Genomic DNA, 19,853 nt, shown 5'->3' with positions numbered 1-19,853 from the left:
ATGGACAAGAACATGAATCGGAAGAATTGGGGCAGAAGCATTCTGCCGGTGGCCACCGCGCTGCTGGTCATGGGCTTTGCCATCTCGGCGTTCGCGCAGGAGGCTGGGCTGCCAGGTGGAGCGACATCCCTGAGGGAGGGGCATGGCGGCTGGACGGTGTCCTGCAATATTACGACGCAGAACGGCGCCGCGGCCAAAGCCTGTGCGCTCTCGCAGGAGCAGACAGACGCGCAGTCGCGCCAGCGGGTGCTGGCCATCGAATTGCGTCCCAACGGCGAGACTGTCCAAGGAACGCTGGTGCTGCCGTTCGGCCTCGCGCTGGACCAGGGTGTAAAGCTGCAGATCGACGACGGCGCCGCGCTGCCGCCGCTCCGCTTCCGCACCTGCCTCCCCGGAGGCTGTCTCGTCGACCTGAGCTTCGAGGGAGATACCTTGGCGGCTCTGCGCAACGGAACCAGCCTCAAGGTCAAGGTCGTCGCGGACGGCGGCGAGGAAACCAATCTCGCCTTGTCATTGAAAGGCTTCCCCAGCGCTCTCGACAGGACAGCCGCGCTGCTGAAGTGAGAAGTAGGTGCCGCTCAAAGGGAAGCCGGAACTGGCATTTTTCCGAAGCTGAATGAGGAGCGGCCATCCGCAGGGCAAGGGTAGTGTGAGCAATGGGCCGGTCAGAGACTTCGATTCCGCTCGGTTGACTGTCGGCTCTCTTTAATTGGAACGCAAGAAGCTGTCGGTCCGCTGACGGCCCCAAACAAGTCGTTTCATGGCACCGGTCAGAGGACCGCCTCTGGCGCCTACGGACATTCGTTGAAACTCGGTATGGAGCGGTCAGGCTTTGTCGCGGCCGATGATCACTCTCCTTTGGGGATTTTAGGTTCGCCAGACCATACGAGATCATACGAAGGATATGGGTTGGCTAACCATCCGCTAAACCATTGATTTTCCTTAGAAGCCTTACACCCTCCGGGCCCACCAAAACACTCATTTAAGGTATTTGATTTTATTTGTTTATTTTTTCTTTGCCCACGCCATGGACTCGAACCCCCAAAACCCAAAGTTGAAGCGGATTGCATCCAAGAACGTTTTTCCGACCCGTTGAGAGGTTGGCGTTGGGTGATTTTGGACTACCGATCGGATGCTTGACATGCGCGACTTAACCCATAGCGCATCTATGTCGGCGTGAGAGGAATGACTGCTTCGCGCCTGATCTCCGTCGCCCAAGTACGTTCATGCGGTACCCGGAAGCAGACACTCGTTCAGCTAAGAAGCGAATGTTTCGTTTCGTCCCTTCCGACAGCGTCAGAATCGCCGCGACTTAACTGATGCGGGTCTCTTCTTCGCGCCCTGCTCAGTCGTCGTCCTGCCACCTGCGCAGATCCGTCTGTTCATGGTAGGCCATGCGGTCGGGCGTGGTGATAAACTCAATCGTCGTGCCCCACGGCATGCGGCAGTAGCACACCTTGTTTCCAAGACCTTTCTCGGTTGCATAGGGAATAGCGCGCGGCGCGGTGAGGGGTGTGCCTCCAGCCTTTTCGAAGCGCTCTACCGATGCGTCGATGTCGTCGGTGTAGACACCGAAGTGCGTAATGCCGAAGTCGCTCGCTCGGACCGGCTGTGCTTGTTCGGGGCCGTGCATTTCGAAGAGCTCGATGTCAGGCCCGGTTCCGATTTTGACCATCGCCTGCGCACGCACGACCGTTCCGGGGAAAGCTCCAGTGGCCCGCTCGAACTCGGGTCCTTGCCGCGGCGGATCCTGCGGTCCGAAGGACTGGTAGATCACCTGGCCGCCGAAAGCTTCCACCAGGAACGATTTTGCTGCTTCGATGTCGGGCACCGTGATGCCGATATGATTAACGCCGCGAATGACAGGTGCGGTCATGACAGTTTTCCTTCCTTATTTGATCGATCGAACGCGATAGGTGCGGGCGCAACTCGCCTGCAATGTCGTAACCCGACCGCCCCGCGACGGGCGGTGCAGAATTTCAATTGGCCGTTAGGAAATCGATCAGAGCTGCCGCTACCTCATCCGGCCGCTCGTCAGCGACATAGTGGCTGCACCGCGCAATCGAGCCGCCCGTCACATTGCTTGCGAACTCCTTGAGCATCGGGACCATATGCGCACCGAAGCGATGGTCCCCGCCGATACCTAACACCGGTATCTCGAGCGGTTGCTTCTTGTACTTGAGCGCGGCCGCATGGTCGGCAGCGAGGGTACGATACCATTCCATGCCGCCGCGCGTGCGGCCAGGAAGAGCCATTGCTTTCGCGTAGATCTCGATGTCCACCGGATCGAAGGTGCTGTGATCGTAGAACCGCTCAGCCATGAAGGCCGAAACATAGTCATATTCACGGCCATGGATCAGGCGCTCCGGTAGATCCCGGTTCATATGGAAGCTGAAGTGCCAGATCCTTGCAGTCGTCGTCTCCCATTGCGTCCAGCCGGGAAGCGGAACATCAAGGACGGCGAGGTGGGTAACAGCCTCCCGACAGATGGCGGCCTGCGGCAACGCCACCATTCCGCCAATGTCATGGCCGCACACGGCGTAGCGTTCATGCCCAAGGGCAACCATGACCTCGTGCGCGTCGCGCGCCATCGTGGCCTTGTCATAGCCGTCAAGCGGGCAGTCGGAAAAACCCGCGCCGCGCAGATCGATGGCCACCACGCTGAAATGCTCGGCCAGCAGTGGCATCACATGGTGCCATTCCCACCATGTTTCCGGCCAGCCGTGAAGCAGAAGGATCGGCGGACCGGAGCCTCCCGTGACGGCGTTGATCTTGATGCCATTCACGGGCACCAGCTGTTGGGTAAACCCCTTCAAAGTTGCGATCATGATTATTTTCCGGTCAGATGTTGACGTTTCAAACAGAGTTCGCGGCCAGCGCTCAGGGCTGGTTGAAATCGGTGGCGATGGTGATGTCGCGCCAGGCGTCGATATCGCTGCGGAAGGCAGCCAGCTTTCGCTCGGCGATCGCGTGCGCGATCGGGCCGAGCGGCAGATGAAGCGGGGCGTCATCGGCGTCGACTGCCTGCAGGATCACCGCGATCGCCTTGTCGGGATCGCCCGCCTGATTGCCGTCGTTCGTTTCGCGATAGTGCTTGCGTGAGGTCGCAGCGTATTCCGGTATCTCGTTGGCCGCCATCGTAATCGAACGGCCAAGGAAATCGGTGCGAAACGGCCCAGGCTCGACGATCAGCACGCGGATGCCGAACGGCTCCAGCTCGCCGGCGAGCGCTTCGGAAATCCCTTCCACGGCGAACTTGGCGGCGTTGTAGTAACCTCCGCCGCCGCCGCCCGCGATGCCGGCGCCGGACGACATGTTGACGATCGTTCCGCCCGAACGTCGCAGGACGGGCAGCGCTGCTCTGGTGGTTTCGATCAGACCAAAGACGTTCACCTCGAACATCGGCCGATATTCTTCGGGCGTGCCTTCCTCGATCGCGCCGAACAGTCCGTAGCCGGCATTGTTCACGAGCACGTCCAACCCGCCGAATATCTCGACCGCCTTTGCAACCGCTGCCTTGGCTGCCGCCGCATCGGTCACGTCCAGTGGCAAGGTGATCATGCGGCTACCGAAAGGCTCAGCCATTTCCTCGATCGTCTTGGCATTGCGGGCCGTCGCGATGACCTGATCGCCGCGCTGTGCTGCGGCGAGAGCGAGGTGCTGGCCGAAGCCGCTTGAGCAGCCTGTGATGAGCCAAGTTTTCATTACTTTTTCTCCGAGTTGTTTTCAGACGACGCCAAGCTGTTGCCACCACTAACCGTCATATCGGCCACAATCGACCAGTCCTTCTCGCCGAGGCCCGCCGAGACGGCTTTGCTGAGCCCCTCGCGGACGGCTTCAAGCATCGGGAGCGTGCGCCCGATCTCGTTGCTGGCCTCAGTCGCCAGGCGCATGTCCTTGAGCGCGAGCTTGGCCTTGAAACCGGGCTCGAATGATCGTTGCGTGATCTGCGCGCTGTAGCTCTCATAGGCGCGGCCCGAGAAAAGGGTTCCCAGGATGAGTTCAAAGAAATCCGCACGGTCGAGGCCGACGCCCTCGGTCAGCACGACACCCTCAGCCATCGCCTCGATAGCCATGGCGATCAGCATGTTGCAGGCGAGTTTCGCCGTATTCGCCCGAGCGGGGTTCTCCCCCAACTTCCAAACCTTTTTGCTGAGTGGAGCGAGCAGCGGCTCGATCGCGGCAACTGCATCGGCCTTCCCGGCCGCCAGAATGTTGAGTTGGCCACTCGCCGCTACCTTCGGTCGCCCGAGAACTGGTGCGGATACATAGCCAAGCCCCGCCTGTTCGTGCAGCAGCTCCAGTTCCCGCGCGAAAGCGACCGAGATCGTCGATGTGACAACATGGGTCAGCCCTGGTTGCGCGCTCGCGAGCAGGCCGGCATCGAGGATCACCTCCCGAATGGCAGAGTCGTCGGATAGCATCGTGAAGACTGCGTCAGCCTGGAATGCATCCGCCGGGAGCTCGACAAGCGTCACACCGGAGATGCTATCCTGTGCGACCTTGCTTCGGTTCCAGGCCCGAACATCATGGCCTGCCTTCACCAGGTTCAGGGCCATTGCCGAGCCCATACTGCCGAGACCGATAAATCCGATCTTCATGTTCTATCTCCTGTTGTTCAGATGAGAGTTGGGCGCAGGGTCGGACCCGGGCCGCCGGGCGATCGTCAGACCGAGACCCGCGCCGATGAGTTGGCCGGTCGCGATGCCGAAGCCACAGGGGTGGCTTCGGCGCATGGGTCACGAAATTTCCGCGGCCCTGAGCCTGGACATCAGAGCATCGGCTTTATTTGCTCGCCGCTTCGGCGATAACATCGGCGACTTCGCGCGGATGCGAGATATAAACCGCATGGCTGGCACCGGGCACCTCAGTGACGTTCGCACTTGCCCGCTTATACATAGACCGCTCCGCCTCGGCCCCGACAGCCATGTCCAGCCCGGCCACGATGCCGTAGCTCGGCTTGGTCTTCCAGGCCGCGTGCTGCGTCTTGGTTCCGAGGATCTTCGCCGAAACCGGCACCTGCGAGTTGGTCATGAAATCCGTCTCGGCCTTGGACAGGTCAGCGGCGAATCCCGCCCGGAACTTCGCGGGATCGAACAGCAGGAAGCCGTCAGAAGTCGGCTTGAACGCGTCCGCGGTCGGACTCGGCCACTTCTCAAACACATCGCCTACGCCCTCGCCAACATCCGGGACGATGGCCGCGACATAGACAAGTGCCGAAACCTTCGGGTCGACGCCGGCTTCGGTGATGATCTGACCACCATAGCTGTGGCCGACGAGGACGACCGGCCCATCTTGCTGCTCAATAGCGCGGTGAACCGCCTGAACGTCATCTGCCAGCGAAGTGTTCGGTTCCTGAACGACCGTGACTTTCAAGCCCTTGGTGACCAGGCGCTCATAAACGCCCCTCCAGCCGCTGCTATCGACCAACGCGCCATGGACCAAAATCACATTTTGGGCAGGCTGCGCGAACGCGGAGGGCGCGCCGAACACCACTGCAAGAGCCGCAGCACCGAAATAGAGAGACTTGAGAGACATTTGCCGATCTTTCCGAAAGACATGAGGTGATACGCGAGAGACGGTCCGATTGACCGATGGTGGGAATCTAGGTGCTTAGATTTGTTCTTTAACTGATATAAATGTATTCTCGGCGTTCAGTTTTGTATGGGCGGTCGCATGGAATGGAGTGACGTCAGAAACTTTCTTGCTGTTGCGCGATCCGGCACGCTCGGCGGCGCCGCGCGTTCTCTTCAGACAAGCCATCCGACCGTCGGCAGGCGCTTGCGCGCATTAGAGCAGGCGATCGGTCACACGCTCTTCCAGCGGACCGCGGACGGTCTTGTCCTGACCGACGAGGGCCACGGGATCATCGCGCTGGCGGAGCAGATGGAAGAAGGCGCGCTGGCCATGGAGCGCCGGCTTGCGGGGCAAGAGCAGGATCTCAAAGGCAATCTGCGCATTTCATCCGCGGACTGGTTCGGGGCCTATGTCCTGCCTCCCATCCTGGCGGATTTCGCGAAAGCCTACCCCAATGTCGACGTCGAGATCCTGACCGGCACGCGCCGGGTCAGCCTTGCCCAGCGGGAGGCCGACGTCGCTTTTCGTATCGTTCCGTTCGACACTGCCGATGTCGTTCAGCGGCGGCTCTTCAGGCTCGAATACGGCGTCTACATCGCCGAGGAGTCGCCCGATCCCAGATATGGCGACGGGACCGGTTTCCGGTTGATCACCCACGATACGTCGACCGGGCAGTTCCCCGATATCGCCTGGCTCATCGAGAGTTTCCCCAACGCGAGACCGGTCCTGCGGTCGAACAACCGCAATGTCCAGGGGCGCATGTGCAGGCAAGGGGTCGGGATCGCCGTCCTGCCCCGCATAGTCGGCAATCAGATCCCGGGTGTCCGCAGACTGGAACTGCCGACGCCGCCGCCGGCGCGAGACATATGGATGGGATATCACCGGGACCTACGGCGTCTCCAGCGTCTTCGCGCGTTCATCTCGACGGTATCGGACCATCTCGTGAACGCGACCGCATGATGTGCGGCCCGGAAATGACTCGAGGTCGCCGGAGAAACTACAAGATCGCTGCAGTCGTCTCGGTCGCTCCTCGGCGGCCCAGTGTCCGGTTGCGTTGAATTCGATCATCGTCGCATGCGGCGTCCGCTCCCCCAGCCGTCCACCGGAATCGGACCGGCTGCATCCGGCCAAAATCGGACATCCGCCGATGGGCTAAGCAGCGTCAGTTACCATATCAGGTAGGCACTTGACGGCTGCCGGGATGGCATGCGCGCCATCTGCCAGACACCGGCAGGATGGTCGAGAAACGGGGTCCAGCTAGATAGGCTACGGAACCATGCGGAAAGATACGGGAAAGTTCTCGATTTGCGCCCACGAAAAAGTCAATAAAATCAAAGATCATAATACGTCCTCCGGGCCCACCATTGGCTTTGACCCAGTACGCGCGAGAGGCATCGTCAGTCAGGCTATCAGGTCGGGTCCCAGCCGTCCGAAGCCCGGCACGCCGCTGAGCTTCAGGCCGTTGGCGACTTCCTCCAGCAGGATGTCGAGCACCCTGGCCACGCCTGCCTCGCCAGCCGCGGCGCCGAACAGGGCGGCCCGGCCGATCGCCGTCGCGGATGCTCCGCTTGCCCCGGCCTTGATGATGTCCATGCCCGTGCGGATGCCGGAATCGATGAGGATCGGCACCTCGGACCCCAGCGCATGGCCTACTGCAGGCAGCGCATCGATGCTCGATATGGCGCCGTCGAGCTGGCGGCCGCCATGGTTGGACACCCAGATGCCGTCGGCGCCGGCCTTCACGAGGCTTGCGGCATCGCCGGCATGCAGGACGCCCTTGACCACGAGCCGGCCCTTCCACCAGTCGCGGATGCGGCGGAAGTCGTCCCAGTCGAAGCCGGCATGGAGGTTGGCGCCGACACGCGCGGCGATGGTCAGTCCGGCGCTGGTGTCGCCGAGATAGCCGCGCACATTCTCGAACCGGGGCAGCCCGCCGCGCAGCAGGCGCAGCGACCAGCCGGGATGCAAAAGGCCGTCGAGGAGATGCCGGGGCGAGGGGCGCAGCGGGATCGATATGCCGTTGCGCAAATCCTTTTCGCGTTTGCCACCGGCCTGCAGGTCGACGGTCACGACCAACGTCGAATAGCCGGCTTCCTCGGCCCGTCGCACGAGCTGGCGGTTGAAGTTGAAGTCCTTGAGCACGTAGAGCTGGAACCAGAGCGGCCCCTGCACGGCCCTGGCCATGCTCTCGATGCCGGTCGTCGACATGGTGGACAGCGTATAGGGGATGCCGCGCGCCGCCGCTGCCCTGGCGATGGCGATGTCGGCCCCGGGCCTGACCAGCGCGCAGGAGCCCATCGGGCTGATCACCAGCGGCGTCGCGAAGGTCTGCGACCATAGCGATGTGGTCAGGTCCGGACGGGATACGTCGGTCAGCACGCGCGGCACCAGCCGGATGCGCTCGAAGTCCGCGCGGTTGGCGGCCAGCGTCAGCTCCTGGCCGGCGCCGCCATCGACGAACTCGAAGATCGATCTGGGCAGGCGGCGGCGCGCGCGTTGGCGAAAATCCTCGACCGAAACGATGCGATCGAGCGATCCCATCTCAGACCTCGCCTGTCAGCATGCCCGCCTCATGCCCGGCCGGCGAGGCGATCGCACACGGCCTGCGTAATCTCGCGGGTCGAGGATGAACCCTTGAGATCGGCGCTGAGCAGGCCGCCGGCAAGGCAGCTTTCGGTGACAGCGCGGATGCGGTCGGCGGTCCGGTTGAGCTTTCCGTCGTCATGCCTGTGGCCGAGCCAGTCGAGCATCGAGGCGGCGGACAGGATCGTGCCGTAGGGATTGGCGATGCCCTTGCCGGCGATGTCGGGCGCGGAGCCATGCGCGGCCTGGAAGAAGCCGTTTGTCTCGCCGATCTCGGCCGACGGCGCCATGCCCATGCCGCCGACGGTGGCGGCGGCGAGGTCGGACAGGATGTCGCCGAACATGTTCTCTGTGACGATGACGTTGAAATGGCCGGGCTTGAGCACGAGATGCATGGCCATGGCGTCGACCAGCGCATGTTCGGTGGCGATATCGGGATGGTCCTTCGCCACTTCGTCGAAGACGGAGCGGAAGAAGGCGTAGCTGCGCAGCACATTGGCCTTGTCGCAGCAGGTGACGCGGCGCACGCCGTCGCGCGGCGCGCCTTTCGACTGGCGCGCCAGCTCGAAAGCCTTGCGCACGATGCGCTCGATGCCGGCGCGGGTCTGCACCAGCGTGTCGACCGCGACCTCGCCGCGCAGCAGCGCGCCCGAGCCTCGCGCCGCGTAGAGCCCTTCGCTGTTTTCGCGCAGGATGACGTAGTCGATGTCGCCGGCCTTCATGCCGCTCAGTGGACTCTGCACGCCTTCGAAGAGCCTGATCGGGCGGATGTTGGCGTAGAGGTCGAGGTCGAAGCGCAGTTTCAGGGTGAAATCGAGGCCGGCTTCGGTGCCGTCGGGATGGACGACGCCGGGCAGGCCGCCGGCACCATGCAGGATCGCATCCGCCGACCGGCAGGCCTTGAAGGTCGGCTCGGGAAAACTCTGGCCGGTTTTCAGGAAATGCTCGGCTCCGGCGGGGTATTCCGTGAAGCGCAACGGATTGCCCGACCCGAGTGCCGCCTTCAACACCTCGATGGTGGCGGCGCAGACTTCCGGGCCGATGCCGTCGCCGTGCACCACCGCGATTTCGTAAGTTTCCTTCATCGGTGGACACCCATATGCCAGAGCCTCAAATGCACTTGCCGCCATCGACGTTGAGGTCGACGCCGGTGATCATGCTGGCCTCGTCCGAGCACAGGAACGCGGCGGCATTGCCCATGTCCTGCGGCGTCGACAGCCGGCCGATCGGGATGGTGGCGACGACGCGGGCACGGTTCTCCTCGCCGGAGCCGATGAAGGTGGACAGAAGCGGCGTGTCGCCGGCGACCGGGTTGATGGCGTTGACGCGGATGCCGAAGGGGGCGAGTTCCACGGCCATGGCCCGCGTCGCGGCGATCGCCCAGCCCTTGGAGGCGTTGTACCAGGTGAGGTTCGGGCGCGGCGAGACGCCGCCGGTCGACGCGACATTGAGGATGGCGCCCGATTTGGTGGATTTGAAATGCGGCACCACGGCGCGGGCGCCGTTGTAGATCGAGCGCATGTTGACGTCGGCGATCCTGTCGAACAGGCCTTCGTCCATGGTTTCCAAGGGTAGCGGCGGCTGTGCGACGCCGGCATTGTTGACGAGGATGTCGAGGCCGCCAAAGGCGGAGCGGGCGAGGTCGGCGGCAGCCGTGAAGCTTCCCAGCGTCGAGACGTCGCCGGTGATAGGCCGCACATTGCCGCCCACCTCGCTCGCGACGCGGGACGCGGCCGCTTCGTCGCGGTCCATGAGCACGACCAGCGCGCCCTCGGCGACGAATTTCCTGACGATACCTTCGCCGAATCCCGAACCGCCGCCGGTGACGATGGCGACCTTGCCTGCAAGTCTCATATCCGTTCCTCCGTTGGCTGAACCATCGGGGAAGATGCACCAATTGCACAGTCCGATTATCTGAACGCCCTTTTAGCTTTCCTTGTTTGAGGTCGGCCGCACCGGGCGTAATAGTCGCCACGGAATTCTCGAGGAGGAAGAGATGACGGTGAATTTCGACCCGAGGGCGAAGGCCACGACGCTCTACCACGGCGAATTCCGGCCGATGTTCATCGGCGGCAAGTGGGTCGCGGCGCAATCCGGTGAGGTGATGCAGGCGCTGAACCCGGCGACCGGTGAAGTGCTGGCCACAGTGCCGCGCGGCGGAGCCGCCGATATCGATGCCGCGGTGGCCGCTGCGCGCAGGGCCTTCGAAGGTCCATGGTCGAAATTCTCGCCCTATGAGCGGCAGTGCGTCTTGCTGCGCATCGCCGACCTGTTCGAGACCCATTGGGAAGAGCTCAGCGTTTCCGACACGCTCGACATGGGGCTGCCGATCACGCGCACGCTGGCCAACCGCAGGCGCGTCATCGGCATGCTGCGCTTTTACGGCGGCATGGCGACCGCTTTGCATGGCGAGGCGATCGAGAATTCCATTCCCGGCGAAATCGTCTCCTTCACAAGACGCGAGCCGGTCGGCGTGGTCGGCGCCATCATCCCCTGGAACGCGCCGACCGCGGCCTCGATCTGGAAGATCGCGCCGGCGCTGGCCACCGGCTGCACCATCGTGCTGAAGCCTTCCGAGGATGCGTCGCTGACGCCGCTCTTGATCGCCAAGCTGATGCAGGAAGCGGACGTGCCCGATGGCGTCGTCAACATCGTCACCGGTACCGGGGCGGAGGCCGGAGCGCGGCTCGCCGAGCATCCCGACGTCAACAAGATCGTGTTCACCGGCTCGACTTTGACCGGCCAGGCGATCGCGCGGGCGGGGGTGGCCAATCTCAAGCGTGTTTCGCTGGAGCTCGGCGGCAAGTCGCCTATCATCGTCTGCCGCGACGCCGATATCGACAAGGCCGTGCCCGTCGCGGCGATGTCGGTGTTCGTGCATTCGGGCCAGATCTGCATCGCCGGCTCGCGGCTCTTCGTGGCGCGCGAGATCCATGACGAATTCGTGCGGCGGCTGGCCGAGTTCGCCGGCAGGCTGCGCATCGGCCACGGCATCGAGGCGGAAACGGAAATCGGGCCGCTCATCAACGCCAGGCAGGCCGGCAAGGTCGAAGGCTACATCAGGGCCGGCAGCGACGAAGGCGCTGAACTGGTCGCCGGCGGCGCGCGGCTGACGGGCGCGCTTTATGACGGCGGCAATTTCATCGCGCCGACCGTGTTCGGCGCTGTGTCGGACACCATGACCATCGCGCGCGAGGAGATTTTCGGGCCGGTGATCTCGGCGATGCCTTTCGACACGCTGGACGAGGCCGTGGCGCGCGCCAATGCGACGCCCTACGGTCTGGCCGCCGGCATCTTCACCACCAATCTCGGCACCGCGCACAAGCTGGCGCGCCGCGTCAAGGCCGGCTCGGTGTGGGTCAACATGTACCACGCCATCGACCCCGCCGTGCCGTTCGGCGGCATGAAGATGTCCGGCTACGGCCGCGAGGGCGGCGTCGAGCATCTGCATGAGTATCTGGAGACCAAGGCCGTCTGGATCCAGACCGACTGACGGGTGTGGCGATATTCAGGTGAGGCCGGCCTGCGAATCGCTGATGGTCGCACCGCTTTTTACCTTCGTCATCCTAGGGTCTGCGCGCGTCGCTTCGCTCCTTGCTCCGCCCTAGGATGACGAAGGAGGGGATGCTCCCTGACCTCAATCAGTGCGCCAGTTCGCGCAGGTTGGTGCGGATCAGGTTCATCAGCTGTTCGGAAAAGGAGTGGTGCACGTAGCCGCGCGCGGTGATGATGCCGACGGAGCGGTGGGCGTCGCGGTGGTCGATCGGCACGACCCGCATGCGCTCGTCATTGCGCGAGATGGCAATGCCTGGCACCACGCAGACGCCAAGTCCCGAACACACCAGCGCCACCGCCGTCTGTGCGCTTTCGACCTCGTATTGCGGCTTGAGCTCGATGCCTTCCGCCGCCGTCAGCCGGTCGACAAGGCCGCGCACCGCCGTCTTGCGGTTGAGCAGGATCAGCGGGAAGCGCTGCAGGTCGGACAAAAGCAGCTTCTTCTCACCGCCATGCATTTCCGTGGGGATGCAGGCCATCAGCGGATCGTCGAGGATCGACTCGAACTGGAAGTCCGTCAGGTTCGGCAATTCGGGGCCGATGTAGAACTCGACTTCCTGCTGCTGCAGCAGGCTGAGCGCCGCCTGCGGCGGCAGTTCGATGACCTCGACGATCGAGCGGGGATAGCGCAGCTTGAAGGTGGCCAGTATGTCGCCCAGCCGGCTCGCGGCAAGCGTCGGCGCGCAGGCGATCTGCACCTTGCCCTTGCGCCGCGCGGCGATCTCGGTCAGCCGGTCGAGGCTGGTCTGCACCTGCGACATCGCATTGGCGATCTCCTCGAACAGGATCTGGCCCTCGGGCGTCAGGCTGGCGCGCTGCGCGGTGCGGATGAAGAGCGAGATGCCGATCTGTTCCTCGAGATCGCGGATCTGCATGGAGACGGCCGATGGCGAGCGGTTGCTCTCTTCGGCGGCACGCCGGAAGCTGCCGTTTTCGGCGGCAAGCAGGAACGTCTGCAGAAGTTTGAGGTTGATGCTGGACATGTCCGTTCGGGCAGGTGATCTGTCCTCCTGACCTATTGAGACGCGGAAGCGATTGCAAGGCAATAGGCCGGGCCAGGCGTCGGTCCTGGATTAGCCAGCAAAGATATCCCCGTTCAGCCGGGGATCAGTGGACCGCGGCGAACATGACGCGCTCCTCGGTCGCTTCCGACAGCATCATCTCTTCCACCACACGGCCACGCTTGACCACCAGGATGCGGTCGGAGACCGCAAGGATCTCAGGCAGATAGGAGGAGATGACGACGACGGCCATGCCCTGGTCGGCGAGCTCGCCGATCAGTTGATGGATTTCGACGATGGCGCCGACGTCGACGCCGCGCGTCGGCTCGTCGAAAATCACCAGCTTCGGCTTCTGGATCAGCGATTTGGCGATCACGACCTTTTGCTGGTTGCCGCCGGAAAGCTCGATCATCCTGGCGCGGTCGCTGATCTGCCGCAGGCTGAGCCGCTCACCCCATTCGCGGGCGAGCTGCCTGGCGCGCGCCAGCGACACCATGGAGACCGGATTGGCGCCTTCGGTCAGTTCACCCATCTGCAGGTTCTCGCCGGCCGTCATGGTCTCGAAGAAGCCGTCGACCTTGCGGTCCTCGGTGACATAGACGATGCCGTCGCGCACGGCGGGCCTCGGCACGCGGTAACGCACCGATTTGTCGAGCAAGCGGATTTCGCCGCCGTGGAAGATGTTGCGCTTCAACAGGCCGGCGACGACCTTGGCCATTTCGGTGCGGCCGGCGCCGACGAGGCCGAACATGCCGGTGACCTGGCCTGAAAAGACCGAGAAGGAGGAGTTGCGCACCAGGCCGGCGCAGGACAGGTTCTCGACCGAAAGCACCTTGTCGCCATAGGGGCGCGCCGCGCGCTTGACCTCGCCATGCAGCGTTTCGGTCAGCGTGCGGCCGACCATGGCCTGCACCACGGAGGCGCGGGTGAAGCCCTTGGCATCGCCGGACGCGACGATCTCGCCATCGCGCATGACGGTGATGCGGTCGGCGACGGCGAGTGCCTCTTCCAGCGCGTGGGTGATGAAGATGACGGCGATGCCTTCCTTCACCAGGCGATGCAAAAGATTGAAGAAATGGCGCTTTTCCTCAGGCGTCAGCGTCGCCGTCGGCTCGTCGAAGATGATGACGCGGGCCTTGTGGTGGACGGCGCGCGCGATCTCGACCATCTGTTTGTGCGCCGCGCCCAGCGTGCTGACCTGCGCGGTCGGGTCGACCTGGAAACCCATGCCGGCGAGGAATTGGCGCGCCTGGATGTAGAGGCCGCGCAGCCGGTTGAACATCTTCTCTTCACCGAGATAGAGGTTTTGCGCCACCGTCATGGCCGGCACCAGATTGGTTTCCTGGTAGACCATGGCGATGCCGGCGCGCAGCGCCTCGGCCGGTGCCGAGAACGACACGTCCTTGCCGTCGAAGGTCATCTTGCCCTCGGTCAGCTTGAAGACGCCGGCCATGACCTTGGTCAGCGTCGACTTGCCGGCGCCGTTTTCGCCTAGCAGCGCGTGGATTTCGCCCTTGCGCAGGTCGAAATTGACATTCTTGAACGCCGGGATGCGCGAGAAGGCCTTGGTGGCGTCCCTGAGTTCGATGATGTTGGCGTCCGACATCGCTTAGCCTCGCTTGCCGCCGGCGGCGTTCGCCACGCGCACGATCCTCGATCCGCCACGCGAGGCGACCAGCAGATCATCGCCCGCCTCGCAGGCGCTGAGCGTGCCGTGCACCTTGCCATCGGCACGCGAATGGAAGCTCGACAGCGGCTTCATGTTCTGGTCGCAATGCACCACCAGCCCGTAGGACCGGGTGACCGCGTAAGGCTTCAACACGTTCATCTGCTTCAACTGGCTGCCTTGCATCGGCTCGCGATAGTCGCGCCATGAGCCGAGCGACGGGGCCATCCAGTAGGCTTCGGGAACCTCCGCCAGCATGCGCTTGCGATAGGTCTCCTCGCGCAGGATGAACTCCACCAGCTGGTTGCGCACGGAATAGAAGGTCAGCCAGTATCCGGCGTTGAAAGCGGGCGCGATGCGGGCGGGATAGGCCGGCAGATGCTCCAGCACCGGCAGCGTCGCCTTGGTGGCAAGGTCGATCGCCAGCACGCGGTGGCGCCAGGCCTCGGTGACGTAGACGCGGTTGGAGCCGGTGGTGGCGATGCCGGCCGGCCAGGCGAGATTGTCGCGGATCAGCTCCAGCCGGCCGTTTTTCAGGTCGAGGCGCCAGAGCGAGCCGGAGGCGTTCTTCTCCATCAGGTCGCGGCGCCAGCCGCTTGCCGGCAGCGCGGCCGAGCCGTTGGCCACCAGCAAGGTGTTGCTGTCGAGGAAGGTGAGGGCGGTCACGCAGGAGAGACGCCGGGCCTCGTCACCCGTCGCCTCCCGGCCGTCGTGGAGGCCGCCGCGAATGACGACGCCCTTGCCGTCGATGGCCATTGCGGTCATGCCGCGGGCATGGGCAAGCGCCGTGATCTCGCCGGGAAACTCCTGCAGCACCTCGGCATGGCCGTCGGCGCCAAAGCGCATCAGCCGGTTCGCGCTGCTGGCCAGTATGCCCTTTTCGGTGCGCACGAGATTGTCGGCCTCGGCGAGGCCGGCAAATGGCTCGGCCTCTTCCAGCCTCTGGTTGGGCAAGAGCGGTCCGTCGAGCGTCGGCACCGTCACGGCCCAGTCGCCACGGCCGAGGAAGCGGTCAAAAAGCTGGCTCAAACCGCTCATGGCTTTTTGCCCCAATAGGAATCCGAGCTGAACCAGTTGGGATCGACGCCCTTCAGGGGGAGCGTGCCCATGCGGTTGTTGAAGATGCCGCAGAGGTAGAGGATGCCCTTGTGCTCGCGCATCGAGGTGATCATCGGGTGCTTCTCGCCGGCCTGGTCCCACAGGCTTTCGAGGATCTGGCCGTTCTCGTGGAAGCGCAGCATACAGCCGGTGTTGAGGTTGGGCATCAGCCAGGCGTCTTCCGAAACGCGCCGCGCCATGCGGCGGCGGAAGCCCGGCATCTCAAGCGAGAGATCCAAGGCCGGCGTGCGCATGCCCATAAGGGCCAGCCAGTAGGTTCCGTCGGAGGCGCGGTTGATGTTGTCGGGATAGCCGGGCAAGCCCTCGAGGACGCGCTCGACCTTGCCCTTCTTGGGGCCGTCGAAATGGTAGCGGCTGATGCGGCAGGCCCAGCTTTCGGCGAACAGCACCGACTGGCCGTCGAAAGCGGTGCAGATGCCATTGGGAAAGACGAGGTTCGACAAAAGCGTGCGGGTCGAACCGGTTCTGGGATCATGGACGATGATGCGGCCATTGCCCCGGCTTTCCAGTGCGTCGGCATACCAGTCATGCATCTCGAAGCGCACGGTCGCTTCCGAAAAGACGATGCGGCCATCGGGGAGGATATCGCAGTCGTCGGCGAGCTTCATGGTGGAGTCGTCGACCACCGAGGTCAGCGAGCGGTTGGTCTCGGCGGTGAGCAGCTTCACCTCGCCGGCCGGCGAGACCCGGTAGAGGCCCATGCCGGCGACGCAGATGACCAGATTGTCGTCGCGGTCGAAAGCCATGCCGAGCGGCGAGCCGCCAATATGGGCGAACACTTCGCTTTCGGTGTAATGCGGTGGCTGGAAGCGCAGGATGTCGCCCTGGCGGCTGCCGGTGTAGAGACGGTCCTGCCGGTCGAAGATGACGTCCTCGGCGCCGTCGAGAAAGCCGAGGCCGATGACGCCGACATCCTTCAGCCGGTCGTTCACCGCCATCGGCGCGCCCGGCGCGGTCGAGATCGCCTGCGGCATCTTGGCGAAGGTCGGCGAGATGTAGACGCTGCGCAGGATCTTGTGGCGGTTCTTCACCCAGCGCACGTCGAGCAGCACCGACAAAAGCAGCACGAAGCCGAGGATCAGGAAGTTGACAGGGCCGGGCACGGCGAGCGCAAGCAGGCTGTTCGAAAGCACGAGCACGAAGACGGTGCCCATCAGCGCCTTGGCGACGGACCCGCGCCCGCCGCCGAGCGAAATGCCGCCGAGCACGGTCGCGGTCAGCACCTGCAGTTCGAGCCCGGTGCCGATGTCGGAAGCCGCACTGCCGATGCGGGCCGAGAAGAAGAAGCCGGAGAGCGCCACCAGCACCGAGCACAGCACATAGGCGCTGAACAGGGTGAAGCGTACATTGATGCCGGCATTGTAGGCGGAGCGGCGCGCCCCGCCGACCGCGAACAGCCGCCAGCCATAGCGGGCGCGCGACAGCACGAGGTGGATGGCCAGCGCGATGACCACGAAGACGACGAAGGATGTCGGCACGCCCCAGACCGTGCCGAAGCCGAGGAAATCATAGGTCGGCGAATCCGGCCCGCTGGTGACGATCGGCGTCGAGACCCGCGGGAAGACGATGTCGAAGGTCGAGCGGTAGATGATCAGCGTCACCAGCGTGGTGAGGAACGCCCGCATGCGCAGGAAGCCGACCAGGAAGCCGTTGATGGCGCCGCAGACGACGCCCAGTCCAAGGCACGCCAGCAAGCCGGTGCCGAAGCTCCATTGCTCGACATTCATGCCGTAGAGCGTGACCAGCACGGCGAGCGCGAAGGTCGAGCCGACCGACAGGTCGATGCCGCCGGAGACCATGACGATGGTCATGCCGAGCACGACCAGGCCGAGTTCCGCGGTTTGGCCGCTGAGATTGGTCAGCGTCGTCAGATCGAAGAAGCCCGGCACGATCGAGCCGAAGATCGCGCACAGGATCACCAGCGCCGTGAAGGGGATGACGCTGTCGATCCACTTCTTGGTCAGAATCTCCCCGACCACGTGGTCGGGGAGCAGGCGGTAGCGCCAGCGCACAAGGCTTTCGGCCAGGCTCATCAATGAAGTCCGTTACTTGAGCTCGTCCAGCTTCCAGCAGTTCCTGCCGGTCGCATTGGTCTTGTCGACGCGGGTGATCGGGCCGAAGAAGATGGTCTTCTCGCTGCCCGCCTTGCGGTCGGGCTGCTGCAGCAGTTCGGAGATCTGCTGCGCGGCGATCTCGGCCTGGATCGGGGCGTTGAAGTTGAAGATGACGTCGAGCAGCCCGTTCTTGATGCTCTCGCAGCCGGTGGCGCTGCCGGCGCCGTTGGTGACGATGGTCACCTGGTCCTGCTTGCCGGCGGCCGCGACGGCGGCACCGGCGCCGACTTCGGCATTGTCCCAGATGCCCATGATGCCGCACAGATCCGGATGCTGCTGGAGGACGGTCTCGGTGATCTGGCGGGCCTTTTCGCTCATATAGTCGGCCGGCTGGTCGGAGACGAGTTGCAGTTCGGGATTGGCCTTCAGCACCTCGTCGATGCCGGTGCGCATGTAGATGTTGGCGGCGCCCGTCTGGACGCCGGCAAGCCACACCACTTTGTGCGAGACGGCGTTAGGCCCGGTGCAGTGCTTGGCCAGTTCGCCCATTTCGAGGCGGCCCATCTCGATCCAGTCATTGCCGACATAGGAATCGGTCTGGGTCGCCGACTGCATGTTGACCTGCAGCACCTTGATGCCGGCGGCCTGCGCCTGCTTCAAAAGGCGTGCGTAGGTCTGCACATCGGGGTTCTGGACGATGATCAGGTCCGGCTTCTCGGCGATCGCGCCCTGCATGGCGCGGATACCGGCATTGGTGTCGCCGGAAGGATCGCGCACTTCGAGGGTGAAGCCGTAGCGGGCGGCGTGACGCTGCCACACCACCACCCATGCCTGGTTGAGGTCCATGCCCTGCGAGATCGGCACGAAGATGACCTTCTTGCCCTTCAGCGCCTCGAGATAGGTCGAGCGGCCGACCTGGTCGGTTTCCTGCGCGCCCGTGACTTGCGCCGCGCCCAGCAGCGTGAGCGCGGTAAGCCCCGCGAACAGGCAGTTCTTGAACAATCTCATGGTTTCCTCCCTGATTAATGTCTTGGTTGTTGTTTCAGATGTCGCCGCTCTGCGAGGTCTGCTCGTCACGCGGATTGATGATGGCGTCGATCGCCAGGGCGCCCAGCAGGATCACGCTCTTGATCAGGTTCTGGCTGGTGTAGCTGAAATTCAGGATCGTCATGCCGTTGGTCAGGATGCCGACCAGGATGGTGCCGACGATGACGTTGCGCACGCCGCCCTGGCCGCCGGAGAGGCCGATGCCGCCCAGCACGACGACCAAAAGCACGTCGTAGATCAGGCTGGAATTGTAGAGGCGCGTGTCGATGCCGGTGACCAGACCCAGCATGATGATGCCGGCGGTATAGGCGATGAGGGCGCTGATGACATATTGCGTCACGATGATCGGGCGCGTCGGCAGGCCGGTGGTGCGGGCCGCGTTCGGGTTGTCGCCGGTGGCATAGACCAGCCGGCCGAAGCGGGTCTTCTTCAGGAAGAAGCCCATCAGCGCGGCCACCGCCGCGAAGATGATCACCGACATCGGGATGCCGAGGATGGTGCCGTTGCCAACGAATTTCAGCCAGCCGATATCGGACGGGGCATAGAGCACGTCGGAGGCAAAGACGATGCGGCCCGAGCCGTAGACCGACGAGGCGATGGCCAGGGTGGCGAAGATCGGCGGGATTTCGGCCACCGCCACCATGATGCCGGTGAACAGGCCGATGGCCGCGACCAGGACGGCGCCGAAGATGATGGCCAGCGTGAAGTCGACGCCCCAGGTGGAGATCCAGATCGAGAAGGCGACGCCGACGACCATCACCGCCACCATGGTCAGATCGATGCCGCGGCCCACGACGATGAACCCCATGCCGACCGCCAGCGTGCCGAGGATCGAGACGTTCTTGAGGATGGCGAGGATGTTGCCCTGGCTCAGGAAATTGTTGAGCGTCGCCGAAAACACGACGAAGAGAACGGCCGAGATCGCGACGACGACGAGTTCCTGGGACATTTTGATGCCCGGGCGCGCGCTGTCGGATTTGCCCGAACCAGCCAATGTCCTTCCTCCCTTGCCGCAGCCATGAGCGGCAGCCTGCCCGTGCGGCCCCCCTGCCGCCCGGCGATTCCTCCGCAGCCTTGAGCCGGCTGCCTCCCACAAGACCATTGCGGCTCGAGGCGGCAGGGGCAATTTCGATTTTCTGATGCGCTGTGCAGTTCGGTCCGGACGCGTCGGCGGACCGCCGCAAATCGGCTGGCGCGCCTTGCCCGAGGGAACTTTTCGCCGTCCGATGATTTGGATATAGATGGAGTCCG

17 protein-coding genes are annotated in these 19,853 nt (G+C 63.8%); 3 read left to right on the top strand and 14 right to left on the bottom strand.

The genetic code is table 11. The features are described 5' to 3' along the window. The gene (locus LB564_RS29025; RefSeq protein WP_224542528.1) at positions 1–564 is read left to right on the top strand and encodes an invasion associated locus B family protein; all 564 of its coding nucleotides are present in this window, start codon (positions 1–3) and stop codon (positions 562–564) included. Between the two features lie 781 nt (positions 565–1,345). Here the strand turns inward: LB564_RS29025 and LB564_RS29020 are convergent. From LB564_RS29020 to LB564_RS29000, 5 genes are all read right to left on the bottom strand, one after another. Then, positions 1,346–1,876 carry a VOC family protein gene (locus LB564_RS29020; RefSeq protein WP_224542527.1) on the bottom strand — a complete coding sequence of 177 codons (531 nt, stop codon included), beginning with the start codon at positions 1,874–1,876 and terminating at the stop codon, positions 1,346–1,348. A gap of 103 nt (positions 1,877–1,979) precedes the next feature. Beyond that, positions 1,980–2,828 (bottom strand): alpha/beta fold hydrolase, encoded by an 849-nt coding sequence (locus tag LB564_RS29015; RefSeq protein ID WP_224542526.1) that lies wholly within the window; start codon positions 2,826–2,828, stop codon positions 1,980–1,982. Between the two features lie 52 nt (positions 2,829–2,880). Next, entirely contained in the window at positions 2,881–3,705 is an 825-nt protein-coding gene (locus LB564_RS29010) for an oxidoreductase (protein WP_224542525.1), read from the bottom strand. Beyond that, complete coding sequence (locus LB564_RS29005; protein WP_224542524.1) at positions 3,705–4,601, bottom strand: NAD(P)-dependent oxidoreductase; 897 nt, start codon at positions 4,599–4,601, stop codon at positions 3,705–3,707. Before LB564_RS29005 ends, LB564_RS29010 begins: the two co-directional genes overlap by 1 nt. Positions 4,602–4,785: 184 nt before the next feature. After that, the gene (locus LB564_RS29000) at positions 4,786–5,538 is read right to left on the bottom strand and encodes an alpha/beta fold hydrolase (protein WP_224542523.1); all 753 of its coding nucleotides are present in this window, start codon (positions 5,536–5,538) and stop codon (positions 4,786–4,788) included. Between the two features lie 138 nt (positions 5,539–5,676). On the opposite strand from LB564_RS29000, the gene LB564_RS28995 reads away from it, so the two are divergent. After that, a complete protein-coding gene (locus LB564_RS28995; protein WP_224542522.1) occupies positions 5,677–6,537 on the top strand; it encodes a LysR family transcriptional regulator in 861 nt (286 codons plus the stop codon). Positions 6,538–6,978: 441 nt separating this feature from the next. On the opposite strand, the gene LB564_RS28990 is transcribed toward LB564_RS28995, so the two are convergent. From LB564_RS28990 to LB564_RS28980, 3 genes are read right to left on the bottom strand one after another with little or no spacing between them, the layout of a single operon-like run. Beyond that, the gene (locus LB564_RS28990) at positions 6,979–8,118 is read right to left on the bottom strand and encodes an alpha-hydroxy acid oxidase (protein ID WP_224542521.1); all 1,140 of its coding nucleotides are present in this window, start codon (positions 8,116–8,118) and stop codon (positions 6,979–6,981) included. Between the two features lie 29 nt (positions 8,119–8,147). Beyond that, the gene (locus tag LB564_RS28985; RefSeq protein ID WP_224542520.1) at positions 8,148–9,245 is read right to left on the bottom strand and encodes an isocitrate/isopropylmalate dehydrogenase family protein; all 1,098 of its coding nucleotides are present in this window, start codon (positions 9,243–9,245) and stop codon (positions 8,148–8,150) included. A gap of 25 nt (positions 9,246–9,270) precedes the next feature. Then, a complete protein-coding gene (locus LB564_RS28980) occupies positions 9,271–10,014 on the bottom strand; it encodes a glucose 1-dehydrogenase (RefSeq protein WP_224542519.1) in 744 nt (247 codons plus the stop codon). Positions 10,015–10,156: 142 nt separating this feature from the next. Between LB564_RS28980 and LB564_RS28975 the strand changes: the two genes are divergently transcribed. Then, positions 10,157–11,653 carry an aldehyde dehydrogenase family protein gene (locus tag LB564_RS28975; RefSeq protein ID WP_224542518.1) on the top strand — a complete coding sequence of 499 codons (1,497 nt, stop codon included), beginning with the start codon at positions 10,157–10,159 and terminating at the stop codon, positions 11,651–11,653. A 148-nt stretch (positions 11,654–11,801) separates the two neighbouring features. On the opposite strand, the gene LB564_RS28970 is transcribed toward LB564_RS28975, so the two are convergent. The 6 genes from LB564_RS28970 to LB564_RS28945 all read right to left on the bottom strand — a co-directional run bounded on the left by LB564_RS28970 (position 11,802) and on the right by LB564_RS28945 (position 19,551). Continuing rightward, entirely contained in the window at positions 11,802–12,698 is an 897-nt protein-coding gene (locus LB564_RS28970; RefSeq protein WP_140710019.1) for a LysR family transcriptional regulator, read from the bottom strand. Between the two features lie 124 nt (positions 12,699–12,822). Further along, complete coding sequence (locus LB564_RS28965) at positions 12,823–14,322, bottom strand: sugar ABC transporter ATP-binding protein (protein ID WP_140710021.1); 1,500 nt, start codon at positions 14,320–14,322, stop codon at positions 12,823–12,825. 3 nt (positions 14,323–14,325) lie between these two features. Next, positions 14,326–15,420, bottom strand: coding sequence for a strictosidine synthase (locus LB564_RS28960; RefSeq protein ID WP_224542517.1), 1,095 nt, complete (start codon positions 15,418–15,420; stop codon positions 14,326–14,328). After that, positions 15,417–17,534: an ABC transporter permease gene (locus LB564_RS28955; protein WP_224542516.1), complete on the bottom strand. Its 2,118-nt coding sequence runs from the start codon at positions 17,532–17,534 to the stop codon at positions 15,417–15,419. Before LB564_RS28955 ends, LB564_RS28960 begins: the two co-directional genes overlap by 4 nt. Before the next feature lie 12 nt (positions 17,535–17,546). After that, the gene (locus tag LB564_RS28950; protein WP_140710027.1) at positions 17,547–18,563 is read right to left on the bottom strand and encodes a sugar ABC transporter substrate-binding protein; all 1,017 of its coding nucleotides are present in this window, start codon (positions 18,561–18,563) and stop codon (positions 17,547–17,549) included. A 34-nt stretch (positions 18,564–18,597) separates the two neighbouring features. Next, on the bottom strand, positions 18,598–19,551 hold the full coding sequence (locus LB564_RS28945; RefSeq protein ID WP_224542515.1) for an ABC transporter permease: 954 nt from the start codon (positions 19,549–19,551) through the stop codon (positions 18,598–18,600). Between the last annotated feature and the right edge of the window lie 302 nt (positions 19,552–19,853).

Origin of the sequence: Mesorhizobium sp. ES1-6 (assembly GCF_020164775.1) — a bacterium.
Taxonomy (GTDB): domain Bacteria; phylum Pseudomonadota; class Alphaproteobacteria; order Rhizobiales; family Rhizobiaceae; genus Mesorhizobium.
Note: the sequence above shows the minus strand (reverse complement) of the source record. Positions and strands in the feature narration are given on the sequence as shown.

Coding starts and splice junctions, on each gene's coding strand:
- LB564_RS29025 (WP_224542528.1), top strand. CDS start 1: ATGGACAAGAACATGAATCGGAAGAATTGGGGCAGAAGCATTCTGCCG.
- LB564_RS29020 (WP_224542527.1), bottom strand. CDS start 1,876: ATGACCGCACCTGTCATTCGCGGCGTTAATCATATCGGCATCACGGTG.
- LB564_RS29015 (WP_224542526.1), bottom strand. CDS start 2,828: ATGATCGCAACTTTGAAGGGGTTTACCCAACAGCTGGTGCCCGTGAAT.
- LB564_RS29010 (WP_224542525.1), bottom strand. CDS start 3,705: ATGAAAACTTGGCTCATCACAGGCTGCTCAAGCGGCTTCGGCCAGCAC.
- LB564_RS29005 (WP_224542524.1), bottom strand. CDS start 4,601: ATGAAGATCGGATTTATCGGTCTCGGCAGTATGGGCTCGGCAATGGCC.
- LB564_RS29000 (WP_224542523.1), bottom strand. CDS start 5,538: ATGTCTCTCAAGTCTCTCTATTTCGGTGCTGCGGCTCTTGCAGTGGTG.
- LB564_RS28995 (WP_224542522.1), top strand. CDS start 5,677: ATGGAATGGAGTGACGTCAGAAACTTTCTTGCTGTTGCGCGATCCGGC.
- LB564_RS28990 (WP_224542521.1), bottom strand. CDS start 8,118: ATGGGATCGCTCGATCGCATCGTTTCGGTCGAGGATTTTCGCCAACGC.
- LB564_RS28985 (WP_224542520.1), bottom strand. CDS start 9,245: ATGAAGGAAACTTACGAAATCGCGGTGGTGCACGGCGACGGCATCGGC.
- LB564_RS28980 (WP_224542519.1), bottom strand. CDS start 10,014: ATGAGACTTGCAGGCAAGGTCGCCATCGTCACCGGCGGCGGTTCGGGA.
- LB564_RS28975 (WP_224542518.1), top strand. CDS start 10,157: ATGACGGTGAATTTCGACCCGAGGGCGAAGGCCACGACGCTCTACCAC.
- LB564_RS28970 (WP_140710019.1), bottom strand. CDS start 12,698: ATGTCCAGCATCAACCTCAAACTTCTGCAGACGTTCCTGCTTGCCGCC.
- LB564_RS28965 (WP_140710021.1), bottom strand. CDS start 14,322: ATGTCGGACGCCAACATCATCGAACTCAGGGACGCCACCAAGGCCTTC.
- LB564_RS28960 (WP_224542517.1), bottom strand. CDS start 15,420: ATGAGCGGTTTGAGCCAGCTTTTTGACCGCTTCCTCGGCCGTGGCGAC.
- LB564_RS28955 (WP_224542516.1), bottom strand. CDS start 17,534: ATGAGCCTGGCCGAAAGCCTTGTGCGCTGGCGCTACCGCCTGCTCCCC.
- LB564_RS28950 (WP_140710027.1), bottom strand. CDS start 18,563: ATGAGATTGTTCAAGAACTGCCTGTTCGCGGGGCTTACCGCGCTCACG.
- LB564_RS28945 (WP_224542515.1), bottom strand. CDS start 19,551: ATGTCCCAGGAACTCGTCGTCGTCGCGATCTCGGCCGTTCTCTTCGTC.